This is a genomic window from Mesorhizobium sp. NZP2077, assembly GCF_013170805.1.
Taxonomy (GTDB): Bacteria; Pseudomonadota; Alphaproteobacteria; order Rhizobiales; family Rhizobiaceae; genus Mesorhizobium.
Genome location: NZ_CP051293.1, coordinates 776,897 through 789,759, shown reverse-complemented (window position 1 = coordinate 789,759; position 12,863 = coordinate 776,897). Strand labels below are relative to the sequence as shown.

The 12,863-nt window shown below is 64.5% G+C and carries 15 protein-coding genes; 12 read left to right on the top strand and 3 right to left on the bottom strand.

The annotated features are described in order from the left end of the window. Positions 1–1,086 (bottom strand): heat-inducible transcriptional repressor HrcA, encoded by a 1,086-nt coding sequence (hrcA, locus tag HGP13_RS03710; protein ID WP_172221674.1) that lies wholly within the window; start codon positions 1,084–1,086, stop codon positions 1–3. A 198-nt stretch (positions 1,087–1,284) separates the two neighbouring features. Between hrcA and rph the strand changes: the two genes are divergently transcribed. From rph to HGP13_RS03685, 5 genes are read left to right on the top strand one after another with little or no spacing between them, the layout of a single operon-like run. Next, positions 1,285–2,001: a ribonuclease PH gene (gene rph / locus HGP13_RS03705; RefSeq protein WP_172221671.1), complete on the top strand. Its 717-nt coding sequence runs from the start codon at positions 1,285–1,287 to the stop codon at positions 1,999–2,001. Positions 2,002–2,016: 15 nt separating this feature from the next. Beyond that, on the top strand, positions 2,017–2,427 hold the full coding sequence (locus HGP13_RS03700; RefSeq protein WP_172221668.1) for a VOC family protein: 411 nt from the start codon (positions 2,017–2,019) through the stop codon (positions 2,425–2,427). After that, complete coding sequence (gene rdgB, locus HGP13_RS03695; protein WP_172221665.1) at positions 2,427–3,074, top strand: RdgB/HAM1 family non-canonical purine NTP pyrophosphatase; 648 nt, start codon at positions 2,427–2,429, stop codon at positions 3,072–3,074. Before HGP13_RS03700 ends, rdgB begins: the two co-directional genes overlap by 1 nt. Next, the gene (gene hemW, locus HGP13_RS03690) at positions 3,071–4,249 is read left to right on the top strand and encodes a radical SAM family heme chaperone HemW (RefSeq protein ID WP_172221663.1); all 1,179 of its coding nucleotides are present in this window, start codon (positions 3,071–3,073) and stop codon (positions 4,247–4,249) included. Before rdgB ends, hemW begins: the two co-directional genes overlap by 4 nt. Positions 4,250–4,252: 3 nt before the next feature. Beyond that, entirely contained in the window at positions 4,253–4,576 is a 324-nt protein-coding gene (locus tag HGP13_RS03685; protein ID WP_172221661.1) for a low molecular weight protein tyrosine phosphatase family protein, read from the top strand. 279 nt (positions 4,577–4,855) lie between these two features. Here HGP13_RS03685 and HGP13_RS03680 read toward each other — a convergent pair whose 3' ends face one another. Further along, positions 4,856–5,041: a hypothetical protein gene (locus tag HGP13_RS03680; protein WP_172221659.1), complete on the bottom strand. Its 186-nt coding sequence runs from the start codon at positions 5,039–5,041 to the stop codon at positions 4,856–4,858. 243 nt (positions 5,042–5,284) lie between these two features. Between HGP13_RS03680 and rsmI the strand changes: the two genes are divergently transcribed. Beyond that, entirely contained in the window at positions 5,285–6,187 is a 903-nt protein-coding gene (gene rsmI / locus HGP13_RS03675; protein WP_172221657.1) for a 16S rRNA (cytidine(1402)-2'-O)-methyltransferase, read from the top strand. After that, a complete protein-coding gene (locus HGP13_RS03670; RefSeq protein ID WP_172221655.1) occupies positions 6,180–6,557 on the top strand; it encodes a YraN family protein in 378 nt (125 codons plus the stop codon). Before rsmI ends, HGP13_RS03670 begins: the two co-directional genes overlap by 8 nt. Before the next feature lie 172 nt (positions 6,558–6,729). Here HGP13_RS03670 and HGP13_RS03665 read toward each other — a convergent pair whose 3' ends face one another. Next, on the bottom strand, positions 6,730–7,536 hold the full coding sequence (locus HGP13_RS03665; protein WP_172221653.1) for an undecaprenyl-diphosphate phosphatase: 807 nt from the start codon (positions 7,534–7,536) through the stop codon (positions 6,730–6,732). A 159-nt stretch (positions 7,537–7,695) separates the two neighbouring features. Here HGP13_RS03665 and HGP13_RS03660 point away from each other — a divergent pair, with 159 nt between their 5' ends. The 5 genes from HGP13_RS03660 to HGP13_RS03640 all read left to right on the top strand — a co-directional run bounded on the left by HGP13_RS03660 (position 7,696) and on the right by HGP13_RS03640 (position 12,793). Continuing rightward, positions 7,696–8,388 carry a glutathione S-transferase family protein gene (locus tag HGP13_RS03660; RefSeq protein ID WP_027055582.1) on the top strand — a complete coding sequence of 231 codons (693 nt, stop codon included), beginning with the start codon at positions 7,696–7,698 and terminating at the stop codon, positions 8,386–8,388. Next, positions 8,369–9,523 carry a tRNA epoxyqueuosine(34) reductase QueG gene (queG, locus tag HGP13_RS03655; protein ID WP_172221651.1) on the top strand — a complete coding sequence of 385 codons (1,155 nt, stop codon included), beginning with the start codon at positions 8,369–8,371 and terminating at the stop codon, positions 9,521–9,523. The genes HGP13_RS03660 and queG overlap by 20 nt, the downstream gene beginning before the upstream one ends. Beyond that, on the top strand, positions 9,520–10,419 hold the full coding sequence (locus HGP13_RS03650) for an SDR family oxidoreductase (protein ID WP_172221649.1): 900 nt from the start codon (positions 9,520–9,522) through the stop codon (positions 10,417–10,419). Before queG ends, HGP13_RS03650 begins: the two co-directional genes overlap by 4 nt. A gap of 64 nt (positions 10,420–10,483) precedes the next feature. Further along, a complete protein-coding gene (mepA, locus tag HGP13_RS03645) occupies positions 10,484–11,578 on the top strand; it encodes a penicillin-insensitive murein endopeptidase (protein WP_172221647.1) in 1,095 nt (364 codons plus the stop codon). A gap of 189 nt (positions 11,579–11,767) precedes the next feature. Next, complete coding sequence (locus tag HGP13_RS03640) at positions 11,768–12,793, top strand: glucokinase (RefSeq protein WP_172221645.1); 1,026 nt, start codon at positions 11,768–11,770, stop codon at positions 12,791–12,793. The last annotated feature ends 70 nt before the right edge of the window (positions 12,794–12,863 follow it).

Genomic DNA, 12,863 nt, shown 5'->3' with positions numbered 1-12,863 from the left:
TCAACGGAGCATGCGCGATATCAACTGCGCGGTGTAGTCGACCATCGGCACGATGCGGGCATAGTTGAGCCGGGTCGGGCCGATGACGCCGAGCGCGCCGACGACGCGGGCATCCTTGTCGCGATAGGGCGCAACCACCAGCGACGAACCCGACAGCGAAAACAGCTTGTTTTCCGAACCGATGAAGATGCGCACGCCCGATCCCTGCTCTGCCAGATCAAGCAGCTGGATCAGTCCGTCCTGCGTCTCCATGTCCTCGAACAAATGCCTGAGCAGTTCGATATCGGCCTGGGCGGTGACGTTTTCGAGCAGGTTGGCGCGGCCGCGCACGATGAGCCGCGCTGGCAGGCCGCTGTCGGCGCCAGCCCACACCGCCAGGCCCTTCTCGACGAGGTCCTGCGACAGCGTATCAAGCGCCGCCCGTGTCTCTTCCTTGATGCGCGCGATCTCGACCCGCGCTTCGGCCAGCGTACGGCCACGAATATGCGCATTGAGGAAATTCGACGCCTCGTGCAATTGCGAAACAGTGATGCCGGCCGGCAATTCGACGACGCGGTTCTCGACGTCGCCATTCTGCGACACCAGCACGGCCAGCGCCTTGGTCGGCTCCAGCTGGATGAATTCGATATGCTTCAGCGCCACCTCGTTCTTGGCGGCCAGCACCAGGCCGGCGCCGCGCGACATGCCCGACAGCATCTGGCTGGCCTCGGTCAGCATGTGTTCCAGCGTCGCGCCCGAGCCGGAGGCCCGCACCTGTGCCTCGATGGTACGGCGCTCCTCGTCGGAGAGGTCGCCAAGTTCCATGAAGGCGTCGACGAAGAAACGCAGGCCGGCTTGGGTCGGCAGCCGACCGGCCGAAATGTGAGGCGCGTAGATCAGGCCAAGATGTTCGAGGTCGCTCATCACGTTGCGGATGGTGGCCGGCGACAGCGAGGAGGGCAGGATGCGCGAGAGGCTACGCGAGCCCACGGGTTCACCATCCCTGAGATAGGAATCGACGATGCGCCGGAAGATGTCACGCGAGCGCATATCCAGCGATTGCAGAGCGGGCGACAGCAAACTTGGTTCGGCGACTGCTTTGGTCATGTGGCCAAAAACCTCCGGCCCAAGGATATAGACTTACACTGGGCCGGCGCAACCCAGTGTCTGTGTCAGACACCCGGTGTCTGTGTCGGATCACCCGGTGCCGCGTTTGCGTTCATCAAGCCATTTTCCTTTGCGCCATGGGCCCCATGCGGCTACAAGCCGGCCAAGATTTCAAAAAGTGACAAGAAAGTAGCCTGAATGCGCCCCTCCAAACGCCAATTCGACGAAATGCGCGCCATCTCCTTCGAGCGCGGCGTCTCCAAGCATGCCGAAGGTTCATGCCTGGTGAAGTTCGGCGACACCCATGTCCTGTGCACCGCAAGCCTCGAGGAGAAGGTGCCCGGCTGGATGCGCAATTCCGGCAAGGGCTGGGTCACCGCCGAATATGGCATGCTGCCGCGTTCGACCGGCGAGCGCATGCGCCGCGAGGCTTCCGCCGGCAAGCAGGGCGGCCGGACGCTGGAAATCCAGCGCCTGATCGGCCGTTCGCTGCGTGCCGTGGTCGATTTGCAGGCGCTGGGCGAACAGCAGATCACCGTCGACTGCGACGTCATCCAGGCCGATGGCGGCACCCGCACCGCCTCGATCACCGGCGGCTGGGTGGCGTTGTATGACTGCCTGCGCTGGATGGAAGCGCGGCATATGGCCAGTGTCGCCAAGGTGCTGAAGGACCATGTCGCGGCGATCTCCTGCGGCATCCATGATGGCCAGCCGGTCATCGACCTCGATTATCTCGAGGATTCTTCGGCCGGCACCGACGCCAATTTCGTCATGACAGGCAAGGGCGGCATTGTCGAGATCCAGGGCACCGCCGAGGGCGAGCCGTTTTCCGAGGATCAGTTCGGGGAATTGATGGGCCTGGCGAAGAAGGGCATCCAGCGCCTGGTCAGCTTGCAGCAGATGGCGGTGGCTTAGGCCATTGGTTTTCTGGTGACACCCTCCGCCATCCTGGAATCAGCCCTGTACGTCACCGATCTGGCGGCGGCGGAAGAATACTATGTCGGCATCCTCGGCCTCACCCTCCTCGGCAAGGTCGACGGCCGCCACCTCTTCTTCCGTTGCGGACCCGGCGTGTTGCTCGTCTTCAACGCCGAGGTAACCAGGATCCCGCCGGCCCCCGACGCCCGACTGCCGGTGCCGCCGCATGGCACGGCCGGCGAAGGCCATCTCTGCTTTGCGGCCAGCGCCGACGAGCTCGCCGGCTGGAAAGCGAATCTGGCGGCAAAAAGAATCGCCATCGAAAGCGAATTCGAATGGCCGCAAGGTGGCCGTTCGATCTATATACGCGACCCCTCGGGCAATTCGATCGAGTTCGCCGAGCCGAGAATCTGGGACCTTTGATGCATACTCTTGATGGCAAGAAGATCGTCGTTGCCAGCCACAATGCCGGCAAGCTGCGCGAATTCGCCGATTTGATGGGGCCGTTCGGGTTCGAGGCGAAGTCCGCGAAGGACTATGGCCTCCCGGAGCCCGACGAGACCGGCACCACTTTCGAGGAAAACGCCTACATCAAGGCGCTGGCCGCCGCACAGGCTACCGGCCTGCCGGCACTGTCGGACGATTCCGGCCTCTGCGTCGACGCGCTCGATGGCGCGCCCGGCGTCTACACCGCCAACTGGGCCGAAACGCCGGATGGCAGCAGAGATTTCGCCATGGCCATGCAGCGCACTGAAGTGGCGCTGCAGGAAGTCGGCGCAGCCTTGGCCGAACAGCGCAAGGGCCGCTTTGTTGCCGTCATCTGTCTCGCTTTCCCTGATGGCGAGGCCGAGTACTATCGCGGCGAGGCCGAAGGCACGCTGGTCTGGCCGCCGCGCGGCGAGCTTGGCTTCGGTTATGATCCGGTGTTTTTGCCGGATGGGTTCGAAAAAACCTTCGGCGAGATGAGCGCCGAGGAGAAGCATGGCTGGAAGCCTGGTCAGGCGACCGCTCTGTCGCACCGCGCCCGCGCCTTCCAGAAATTCGCCAAAGCGAGATTGGGCTCGGCATGACTGGATCCGGCATCACCATGCCGCTGGATCGCAGCCCCGGCTTCGGCGTCTACATCCACTGGCCGTTCTGCGCGGCCAAGTGCCCCTATTGCGACTTCAACAGCCATGTCCGCCACCAGCCGGTCGACCAGGAGCGCTTTGCCGCCGCCTTCGAGGCGGAACTCGCGACCATGCGCCAGCGCACCGGGCCGCGCGAGGTGACCAGCATTTTCCTCGGCGGCGGCACGCCGTCGCTGATGAAGCCGGAAACCGTGGCCAGGGTGCTGGACGCCGTGGCCAAGAACTGGACGGTGCCTGACGGTATCGAGGTGACGCTGGAGGCCAACCCATCCTCGGTCGAGGCCGAACGGTTTCGCGGTTACCGCGCGGCCGGCGTCAACCGCGTCTCGCTCGGCGTGCAGGCGCTCAACGATAAGGATTTGCGTTTCCTCGGCCGCCTGCACAATGTCGACGAGGCACTGCACGCCATCGGGCTGGCACGAGAGATATTTCCGCGCCTGTCCTTCGACCTGATCTATGCCCGGCCCGGCCAGACGCCGGAAGATTGGCAGGCCGAACTCGAACAGGCGATCGGCCACGCCGCCGACCATCTGTCGCTCTACCAGCTGACCATCGAGGAAGGCACGCCGTTCCACGCCCTGCATGCGGCGAAGAAATTCATCATCCCCGACAACGACCACGCCGCCGACCTCTATGCGTTGACGCAGGAGATCACCACAGCGCACGGCCTGCCGGCCTATGAGATTTCCAACCACGCCAGGCCTGGCGCCGAAAGCCGGCACAATCTGACTTACTGGCGCTATGGCGAATATGTCGGCGTTGGCCCCGGCGCGCATGGCCGCTTCGTCGAGCATGGCCGCCGCACGGTGACGATCGCCGAAAGAATGCCGGAAACCTGGGCCAACCTCGTCGAGGCCAAGGGCCATGGCGTCGCCGGCGGCGAGATCCTGACGCGCTCGGAGGAGGCCGACGAGTTCCTGCTGATGGGGTTGCGTCTGGCCGAAGGCATTGACCTCTCGCGCTACGAGGCGTTTTCCGGCCGCGGCCTGTCGAGCGCCCGGCTGTCGACGCTGCAGGGCGAGGGGCTGGTGGCGCCGATCGGCAATGCGCGGCTGCGCGCCACGCCGGCCGGCATGATCGTGCTCGACGCCGTGGTCGCGGATCTGGCGCGCTGACCCTTGAAAAACGTCCTCTTCGTCTGCAGCCAGAACCGTTTGCGCAGCCCGACCGCCGAGCAGGTTTTCTCCAAGCGCCAAGATATCGAAGTCGCGTCGGCGGGAACAAATCATGACGCCGACACGCCGCTGACGCATGATTTGGTCGCCTGGGCCGACATCATCTTCGTCATGGAAAAGGTGCATCGCACCAAACTGCAGAAGAAATTCAAGACCAGTTTGAAAAAGGCCCGCGTTATCTGCCTCGATATGCCGGACGACTACGAATTCATGGACCTGGAGCTGATTGACCTTCTGAAGGCCCGCGTTTCACGGTATCTGGGCTGAGACAGGCCTTCGTCACCCTCGGCTCTACGCCGCGTCGCTTCGCCCAGGATGACGAAGCGAGGGCAATCCTGAGATCGCAATGGTCAAGCGTCGTGCTTGAAACGGCGCTTGCCGCGATCCTTCTCGGCATGCGCCGTTCCGTTCCGGGCCGGTTTGGCGTCGGCCTTTTCACGGCGAACGCTGTGCTGGTCGTTCATCGGATGTGGGGGCACGCCTTCTCTGGCGCTTTTTGTTTCAAGACGGGTGATGAATATATCGAAGCGATTGGGCATCGTCCGGTCAGTGCTCCGTCGCGCTTTGTGGTTCGTTGTCGGAAAGCCTGACATTGGTAGGCAAGGCGGTTGTCGCCTGCTTGGTCAGGCTGGTGTCGGTCTTGGCTGGCAGGCGCTTGTCCCTGGCGGCGGCAACGCGCTTGCGGCCGGCATAGTAGGGCTCGAAAGCGTCCTGTATCTTAAGGCTGTCCATCCTGTCCTCCCGGGGAATCAGGGGCTAAATCTGCCAATGCCGGTTTCGTTCCCTACTGTGGCAAAGGAATGGCGCTAGCCTTACATCGACATGAGCTTTTGCAAGGCCGCGCCAGCCATGCCAAACAAGATTTGGCAGGCCAAACAAGATTTGGCAGGCCAAACAAGATTTGGCAGGCCAAACAAGATTTGGCAGGCCAAACAAGATTGGCAGGCCGAACAGGGCTGAACGGAGACGGCATCAGTGACCGATGAGACGGGCAAGCGCAGCTATGTGGTCGGGCAGACCGAGATCGCGGCCCGCCCGCTCGAGCCGGCGCTCTATCTGGTGGCGACGCCGATCGGCAATCTCGCCGACATCACGCTGCGTGCGCTGGAGACGCTGGCCGCCGCCGACATCGTCGCTTGCGAGGACACCAGGGTATCGCGCGTGCTGCTCGACCGTTACGGCATCCGCCGCCGCACCACGGCCTATCACGAGCACAATGCCGGCGAGGCCGGGCCGAAGCTGATATCGGCCCTTCAGGCCGGCCAGAGCGTGGCACTGATTTCCGATGCCGGCACGCCTCTCGTGTCCGATCCCGGCTATCGGCTGGTCGGCGAGGCGATCGACCATGGCATTCGCGTCGTGCCGATCCCAGGTCCGTCGGCACCGCTGGCCGCGCTGACGGCATCCGGTCTGCCATCCGATGCCTTCCTGTTCGCCGGATTTTTGCCGGTCAAATCAGGCCAGCGGCTGACGCGGCTGGAAGCCCTGAAAGCTGTACCGGCAACACTGATCTTCTTTGAATCGCCGCGCCGGCTGGCCGAGTCGCTCGGCGCCATGGCCGAGGCCCTCGGCGGCGAGCGCAAAGCCGCCATTGGCAGGGAATTGACCAAGACCTTTGAGGAAATGCGCATCGGCACGTTGCGGGCGCTCGCCGACCATTATGCGGCGGCCGATACGCCGAAGGGCGAGATCGTCGTCTGCGTCGGCCCCGCCGAGGCCAAGCCGGACGAGCCGGCCGATATCGACCGGCTGCTGTTGTCACTCGCCGCTGAAATGCCGGCCTCCAAGGCGGCGGCTGAGGCCGCCAAGATGACCGGCGGTCAGAAGCAGGCGCTCTATCGGCGGCTGTTGGAGCTCAGGGAAGGCGACGGTGGCTGAGCGGCCGAGCGCCAGCCGCCAAAAGGCCTATCGGCGCGGCCATCGCGGCGAATGGCTGGCGGCTGCGGCATTGATGCTGAAGGGCTACCGTATCCTCGCCCGCCGCCACCGCACCCGCTTCGGCGAGATCGACCTGATCGCGCGGCGGGGCGACCTGATCCTGTTCGTCGAGGTCAAGGCGCGTCGCACGCTGATGGAAGCCATGGAGGCAATCGGCCACGAATCGGAGCGCCGCATCGAAGCGGCGGCCGACATCTGGCTGTCGCGCCAGCCGGACTATGGAAAACTGTCGATGCGCTTCGACATGGTCGCGGTGCTGCCGTGGCGCTGGCCGGTGCATGTCGAGAATGCGTTTTATGGGCGGAATTAGAGGCCACTCACGGGCGCTGCTCGCCCTTCGCTGGCTCCCTGCCCTTCGGGCGTTCAGTCTTCTTCAAAAGGGCCACTGGACCTTCTGATCCGCCCGAAGGCGGACCAGCCCCCACCGTTCGTCGTTCGGAAAGCCAAGCAATTGGCTTTCCGTCCGCTACGCGGACCACTCCTCACCCCCAGATCATCAACGCCACCAGCCCGACAATCCCCACCACCAGCCGCCACCAGCCGAACAGCGAGTAGCCGTTGCGCGAGACGTAGTCGAGCAGGTAGCGCACGACCACCAAGGCCGTGATGAAGGCGGCGACGAAGCCGATGGCGATGATGGGCAGGTCGGCGCTGCTCAGCACATTGCGGTTCTTGAACAGGTCGAAGGCAAAGGCGCCGACCATGGTCGGGATGGCGAGGAAGAAGGAAAATTCCGCCGCCGCCCGCTTGTCGACGCCCAGAAGCAGCGCGCCGACGATGGTCGAGCCGGAGCGCGAGGTGCCGGGGATCAGCGACAGGCACTGAAAAAGCCCGATCTGCAGATAAAGCCGAGTCGGAAAGCGCTCGACGTCGCGATAGACCGGCTTCAGGTTCATACGGTCGACCGCCAGCAGGATGACGCCGCCGATGATCAGCATGATGCAGATCAGCCGTGGCGATTCGAACAGCACCGTCTTGATGAAATCATGCGCAAGCGCGCCGATGATCGCCGCCGGCAGGAAGGCAATGAGGATGCCGATGACGAAATGCCGCGTCAGCCGGTCATGCGGCAGGTCGAGCAGCATCTGCCACAGGCGGCGGAAATAGACGCTCAAAATAGCCAGGATGGCGCCAAGCTGGATCAGGATCTCGAAGGCCTTGCCGGTCGAATGGAAGCCGAGGAAATGGCCGGCGAGCAGGATATGGCCGGTCGAGGACACCGGTATGAACTCGGTCAGCCCCTCCAGCAGGCCGAGCAGCAGGGCTTCGACGATGGTCTGGCTTTCCATGGCTACCTCGGCTTTGCGCGACGGCTAACAGAACGGCTTGCTTGTCATGGCGTTGAAGTCCCCCTATAGGTCGCAACACCCTGACGGCCCGCTAACCGGGCGGCCAAGACTTACCGGTGCGCCTGGCGATTCGCCAGTGCGCTTTATCATCGCGGAACCATGCTGACGCTTTTCCATCACCCCATGTTCGCCACCTGCCGCTTCGTCCGCCTCGCCTTTGGCGAGTATGGCGAGGAGCTGGCGCTGATCGAGGAAAAGCCGTGGACGCGGCGCAAGGAGTTCTTGGCGCTGAACCCGGCCGGCACGCTGCCGATCCTGCTCGCTGAAGGCGATGTGCCGATCGTCGGCGCAACCGTCATCGCCGAATATCTCGACGAGACGCGCGGCGTCCTGAAGCGCGACAAACGGCTGTTCGCCGAAGACCCGATGCAGCGCGCCGAAATCCGCCGGCTGACCGACTGGTACCTCAACAAGGCCGAGAGCGAAGTCACCCGCCACCTGGTGCGCGAACGCGTGCTGAAACCGGTCATGCCGGAAACGGCGGGCGGCGGCTCGCCCGATTCGGGCGCCATCCGTGCAGCACGCGCCAACATCCGGCAGCATATGAAATACACCAATTGGCTGGCCGGCACCCGCCATTGGCTGGCTGGCGGCAGGGTCACCTATGCCGACCTCGCAGCCGCGGCGACGCTGTCGGTGCTCGATTATCTCGGCGAGATCGACTGGCGCGAACATGCCGCGGCGCGCGAATGGTACACGCGGGTGAAGTCGCGGCCCTCGTTTAGGCCGCTCCTGACCGACCGCGTGCGCGGCCTGTCGCCGGTGTCGCATTATGCGGACCTCGACTTCTGACGCCGCAAAGCTGCGCGCGCTGATCGACGCGGAGGCGCATCGCGCCGGCTTCGATGCCATAGCCGTCACCTCTCCCGATGCGATCCCGCTGGCGCCGGCCCGTCTTGCCGAATTCGTCGCCGACGGTTTTCACGGTTCGATGGACTGGATCGCCGAGACGATCGCGCGCCGGGGTGAACCGACGGCGCTTTGGCCTGAAGTGCGCTCGATCATCGTGCTGGCGATGAATTACGGCCCGGACCATGATCCGCGCGACCTGCTGGCCAAGCGCGACCGGGGCGCCATCTCGGTCTACGCGCAAAACCGCGACTATCACGAGGTGATGAAAGGCCGGCTGAAAGAAATCGCCGGCAAGATCGTCGCACGCGCCGGCGGCGACGTGAAGGTGTTCGTCGACACCGCACCGGTCATGGAAAAGCCGCTGGCCGAGGCCGCCGGCCTCGGCTGGCAGGGCAAGCACACCAATCTGGTCAGCCGCGAACATGGTTCCTGGCTGTTCCTCGGCACCATCTTCACCACGGCCGAACTCGCGCCCGACCGCGCCGAGATCGATCATTGCGGCTCCTGCCGCGCCTGCCTCGACGCCTGCCCGACCGATGCCTTCCCGGCGCCCTACCGGCTCGACGCGCGGCGCTGTATTTCGTATCTCACGATCGAGAACAAGGGACCGATCCCGCATGAATTCCGGGAAAAAATCGGCAACCGCATCTATGGCTGCGACGATTGTCTGGCCGCCTGCCCGTGGAACAAGTTCGCCAAGACGGCTTCGGAGGCAAAGCTCGCTGCGCGCGACGATCTGCGCGAGCCGGCGCTCGCCGACCTGTTGCAGCTGGACGAAGCGGCCTTCCGTGTCCTCTTCTCGGGTTCACCGATAAAGCGCATCGGCCGCGATCGCTTCATCCGCAATGTGCTGATCGCCGCCGGCAATTCCGGCGATGCCGCCCTTGCAGGCAGTGTCCGGGATCTGCTTGGAGACGCCTCGCCGCTGGTGCGCGGCGCGGCAATATGGGCGCTGGCGCGGCTGGTGCCGGACGCCGAATATTCTGAGCGGGCCGAGACCGGCTTGAACACCGAGATTGATGGGCCCCTACGCGAGGAATGGCGTATGGCGCGGCCAAGCAGGACACATGCATGAGCGAAAGACAGGTCTTCATCTTCGGCTCCGGCTATTCCGGCAAGGCCTTTGCCCGCGCCAAAACTGGTGCCACTGCGGTTCTTGGCACGACTCGTTCCGAGGAAAAATTCGCGGCGCTGCAGCAGGCCGGCATCGCACCGCTGCTGTTCGACGGCGCTCTGACTGGTGAAATCGCCGAAGCGCTGAACAAAACGACGCATCTGGTGATTTCAATCGCCCCGGAAGAGGCGGGCGATCCCGTATTGAATCCTGCCCGCGCCGCGATCGCCAAAATGCCGGCGCTGGAATGGATCGGCTATCTCTCGACTGTCGGCGTCTATGGCGACTATGGCGGCGCCTGGGTCAACGAAAAGACGACGTGCCGGCCGGTGTCGAAACGCTCCGTCATGCGGGTTGCGGCCGAGCGGGAGTGGCTGAAGCTCGGCGAGGAAATCGGCCGGCCGGTGGCGATCCTGCGCCTTTCCGGCATTTACGGGCCGGGCCGCAATGCGCTGGTCAATCTGGAAAACGGCACCGCAAGGCGGCTGGTCAAGCCCGACCAGGTGTTCAACCGCATCCATTGCGACGATATTGCCGGCGCGTTATGGCAGCTCATCGAGGGCAACAAAGGCGGCATCTTCAACGTCACCGACGATGAGCCGGCGCCGCCGCAGGACGTCGTCACTTATGCCGCGTCGCTGATGGGCATCGAGCCGCCGCCCGAAATTCCCTTCGACACCGCCCAACTTTCGCCCATGGCGCGGTCTTTCTATGGCGAGAACAAGCGTGTCGCCAATGCGGCGATCAAGGTTGCGGGCTATCGCTTTCGTTTTCCGGATTACCGCGCCGCCTTCGACCATATGTGGGCAAGCGGCGACTGGCGCGACGGCGAGGCGCGCAGCCCGATGAAGCGCTGACGATCGAAGCGTCATGCGTTGCGTGCTATGATTCGGGCTGAGATTGCGGTGGGGATCCGGTTTCATGAAGGCAACGAAACGGCCCGGTACGGGTAAGAAATTTCGGTTGGCGGCTGCCCTTGGCTTGCTAGCCCTGACTGGTGTCGCCGCTCAGCCGGCGGCGGCCGAGGAACGGGCAAAGGACCTGTTCGGCGCCGAGAAACTGCCGACCGCGAGCGCGGCGCAGTCGATCGGCTTCTACTCCAAGGGCTGTTTTGCCGGTGGTGTCGCCATTCCCATGGATGGCCCGACCTGGGAAGTGATGCGGCCGTCCCGCAACCGGCGCTGGGGTCATCCGGCGATGATCGCGCTGATCGAGAAGCTGTCGCGCGACGCGGCCGCCGATGGCTGGCCGGGCCTGCTGATCGGCGACATCGCGCAGCCGCGCGGCGGCCCGATGCTGACCGGCCACGCCTCACACCAGATCGGGCTTGATGCCGACATCTGGCTGACGCCGATGCCAAGCCGTCCGCTGTCGATGGCACAGCGCGAGTCGATGAGCGCCACCTTGATGGTCGACGAGAAAACCCATCTGGTGAAGGACGCGTTGTGGACGCCGCAGCATACGGCGTTGCTGAAACAAGCGGCGAGCTACGCGGAGGTCGAGCGCATCCTGGTCAATCCGGGCATCAAGAAAAAGCTCTGCGACACGGTCAAGGGCGACCGCTCCTGGCTGCGCAAGATCAGACCGTTCTGGGGCCACGACTACCATTTCCATATGCGCATCGGCTGCCAGCCTGGCTCGCCCAATTGCAAGGCGCAGGAAGCAACGCCGGATGATGAGGGCTGCGGCAAGCCGCTGGCCTGGTGGTTCACCGAGGAGCCCTGGCGACCCAACAAGAACCCTGATGCGCCGAAGGCGCGCGACTTGATGACCATGGCCAACCTGCCCAAGGAATGCCGCGCCGTGCTTGAAGCGCCGGGGCCGGCCTCGGCCGAGGCGGCGACCTACCACGGTGGCGCCATGCCGGTCGTGGTCGCCGCGCCCGAACCGGAAGCGCCGCCGCAGCCCGCCGCCACGGCCAGCGGGGGCGGCGATTTGCCAGGCGCGGCAAATGCTTTCGCGGCGACACCCAGAATGGGCGCGCCCGTTCCTCGGCCACGGCCGCCCGTGAACTGATCACCGCTGCGCCATCGGCGGGCTCAATCGGTTTAGCGGCCTGTTTTTTGGCTAAACAGTGGCCGTTTGGCCGCAGAACCTCACTGCGCGCGCTGCGGGGTTCGAAAACCGTTTCCCTTTTCAAACTCATGCGCTAGTCAACGGAAGAACGGCGATACGCCGTCAGGGGCGCCGAGGACGGACGAGAGCATGCCAAGCGTAAGCGATACCGACACGTCGTTGCGGTTTCCGGTCCTGATCGGCGACATTGGCGGCACCAATGCGCGCTTTTCGATCGTGCTCGACGCCAATTCCGAACCGACCGAGCCGCAAATCTTCCAGACCGCCAATTTCAACACCATCGACGAGGCAATCCAGGCGGCGGTGCTCGACCGCTCGTCGGTCCGGCCCAATTCGGCGGTGCTGGCGGTGGCCGGTCCGGTCGACGGCGACGAGATCGAACTCACCAACTGCCCGTGGGTCGTCAAGCCGAAGCAGATGTTCGCCAGCCTCGGCCTGAGCGACATTGTCGTGCTCAACGATTTCGAGGCGCAGGCGCTGGCCGTCGTCGCCCTCGGCGAGGAGCATATGGAAAAGATCGGCGGCGGCACGCTGGAGCCCAATGCCGGCCGCGTCGTGCTCGGGCCGGGTACCGGTCTCGGCGTCGCCGGGCTGGTCTATGCGCTGCGCCACTGGATTCCGGTGCCCGGCGAGGGCGGTCATATGGATATCGGCCCGCGCTCACCGCGCGATTTCGAGGTTTTCCCCCATATTGAGAAGCTCGAGGGCCGCATTTCCGGCGAGCAGATCCTGTGTGGCCGCGGCCTCGTCAACGTCTACAGGGCGGTGGCCAAGGCGGACGGCAAGCCGTCGCCCTTCACCACGCCGGCCGAGATCACCGGTGCGGCATTGGCCAAGACCGATCCGGTGGCGCAAGAAGCGCTGGAAACCTTCGTCACATGCCTCGGCCGCACCGCCGGCGATCTCGCTTTGGTCTTCATGAGCCGCGGCGGCGTGTTCTTGACCGGCGGCATCGCGCAAAAAATCGTACCGGCGCTGAAAGCAGGCAATTTCCGCGCCGCCTTCGAGGACAAGGCGCCGCACAGTGCGCTGATGCGCACCATGCCCGTCTATGTCATCACCAATCCGCTGGCAGCACTTCTCGGCCTTGCCGCCTATGCCCGCAACCCCTCGCTGTTCGGCGTCCAGACGGCGGGCCGGCGCTGGCAGGCCTAGTTTTCTGCTGCAGGACCCCATGGGAGACCGCGGACGCGCTTAAGCCCCCGCGACGAAGTTAATCAGGTGC

Excerpts from the sequence above, each read along its gene's own strand:
- HGP13_RS03665 (WP_172221653.1), bottom strand. The coding sequence starts at position 7,536 with ATGGAAAGCCAGACCATCGTCGAAGCCCTGCTGCTCGGCCTGCTGGAG.
- HGP13_RS03680 (WP_172221659.1), bottom strand. The coding sequence starts at position 5,041 with ATGGACAGCCTTAAGATACAGGACGCTTTCGAGCCCTACTATGCCGGC.
- queG (WP_172221651.1), top strand. The coding sequence starts at position 8,369 with ATGCGGACCTCGACTTCTGACGCCGCAAAGCTGCGCGCGCTGATCGAC.
- HGP13_RS03640 (WP_172221645.1), top strand. The coding sequence starts at position 11,768 with ATGCCAAGCGTAAGCGATACCGACACGTCGTTGCGGTTTCCGGTCCTG.
- rph (WP_172221671.1), top strand. The coding sequence starts at position 1,285 with ATGCGCCCCTCCAAACGCCAATTCGACGAAATGCGCGCCATCTCCTTC.
- HGP13_RS03660 (WP_027055582.1), top strand. The coding sequence starts at position 7,696 with ATGCTGACGCTTTTCCATCACCCCATGTTCGCCACCTGCCGCTTCGTC.
- HGP13_RS03650 (WP_172221649.1), top strand. The coding sequence starts at position 9,520 with ATGAGCGAAAGACAGGTCTTCATCTTCGGCTCCGGCTATTCCGGCAAG.
- rdgB (WP_172221665.1), top strand. The coding sequence starts at position 2,427 with ATGCATACTCTTGATGGCAAGAAGATCGTCGTTGCCAGCCACAATGCC.
- hemW (WP_172221663.1), top strand. The coding sequence starts at position 3,071 with ATGACTGGATCCGGCATCACCATGCCGCTGGATCGCAGCCCCGGCTTC.
- mepA (WP_172221647.1), top strand. The coding sequence starts at position 10,484 with ATGAAGGCAACGAAACGGCCCGGTACGGGTAAGAAATTTCGGTTGGCG.
- hrcA (WP_172221674.1), bottom strand. The coding sequence starts at position 1,086 with ATGACCAAAGCAGTCGCCGAACCAAGTTTGCTGTCGCCCGCTCTGCAA.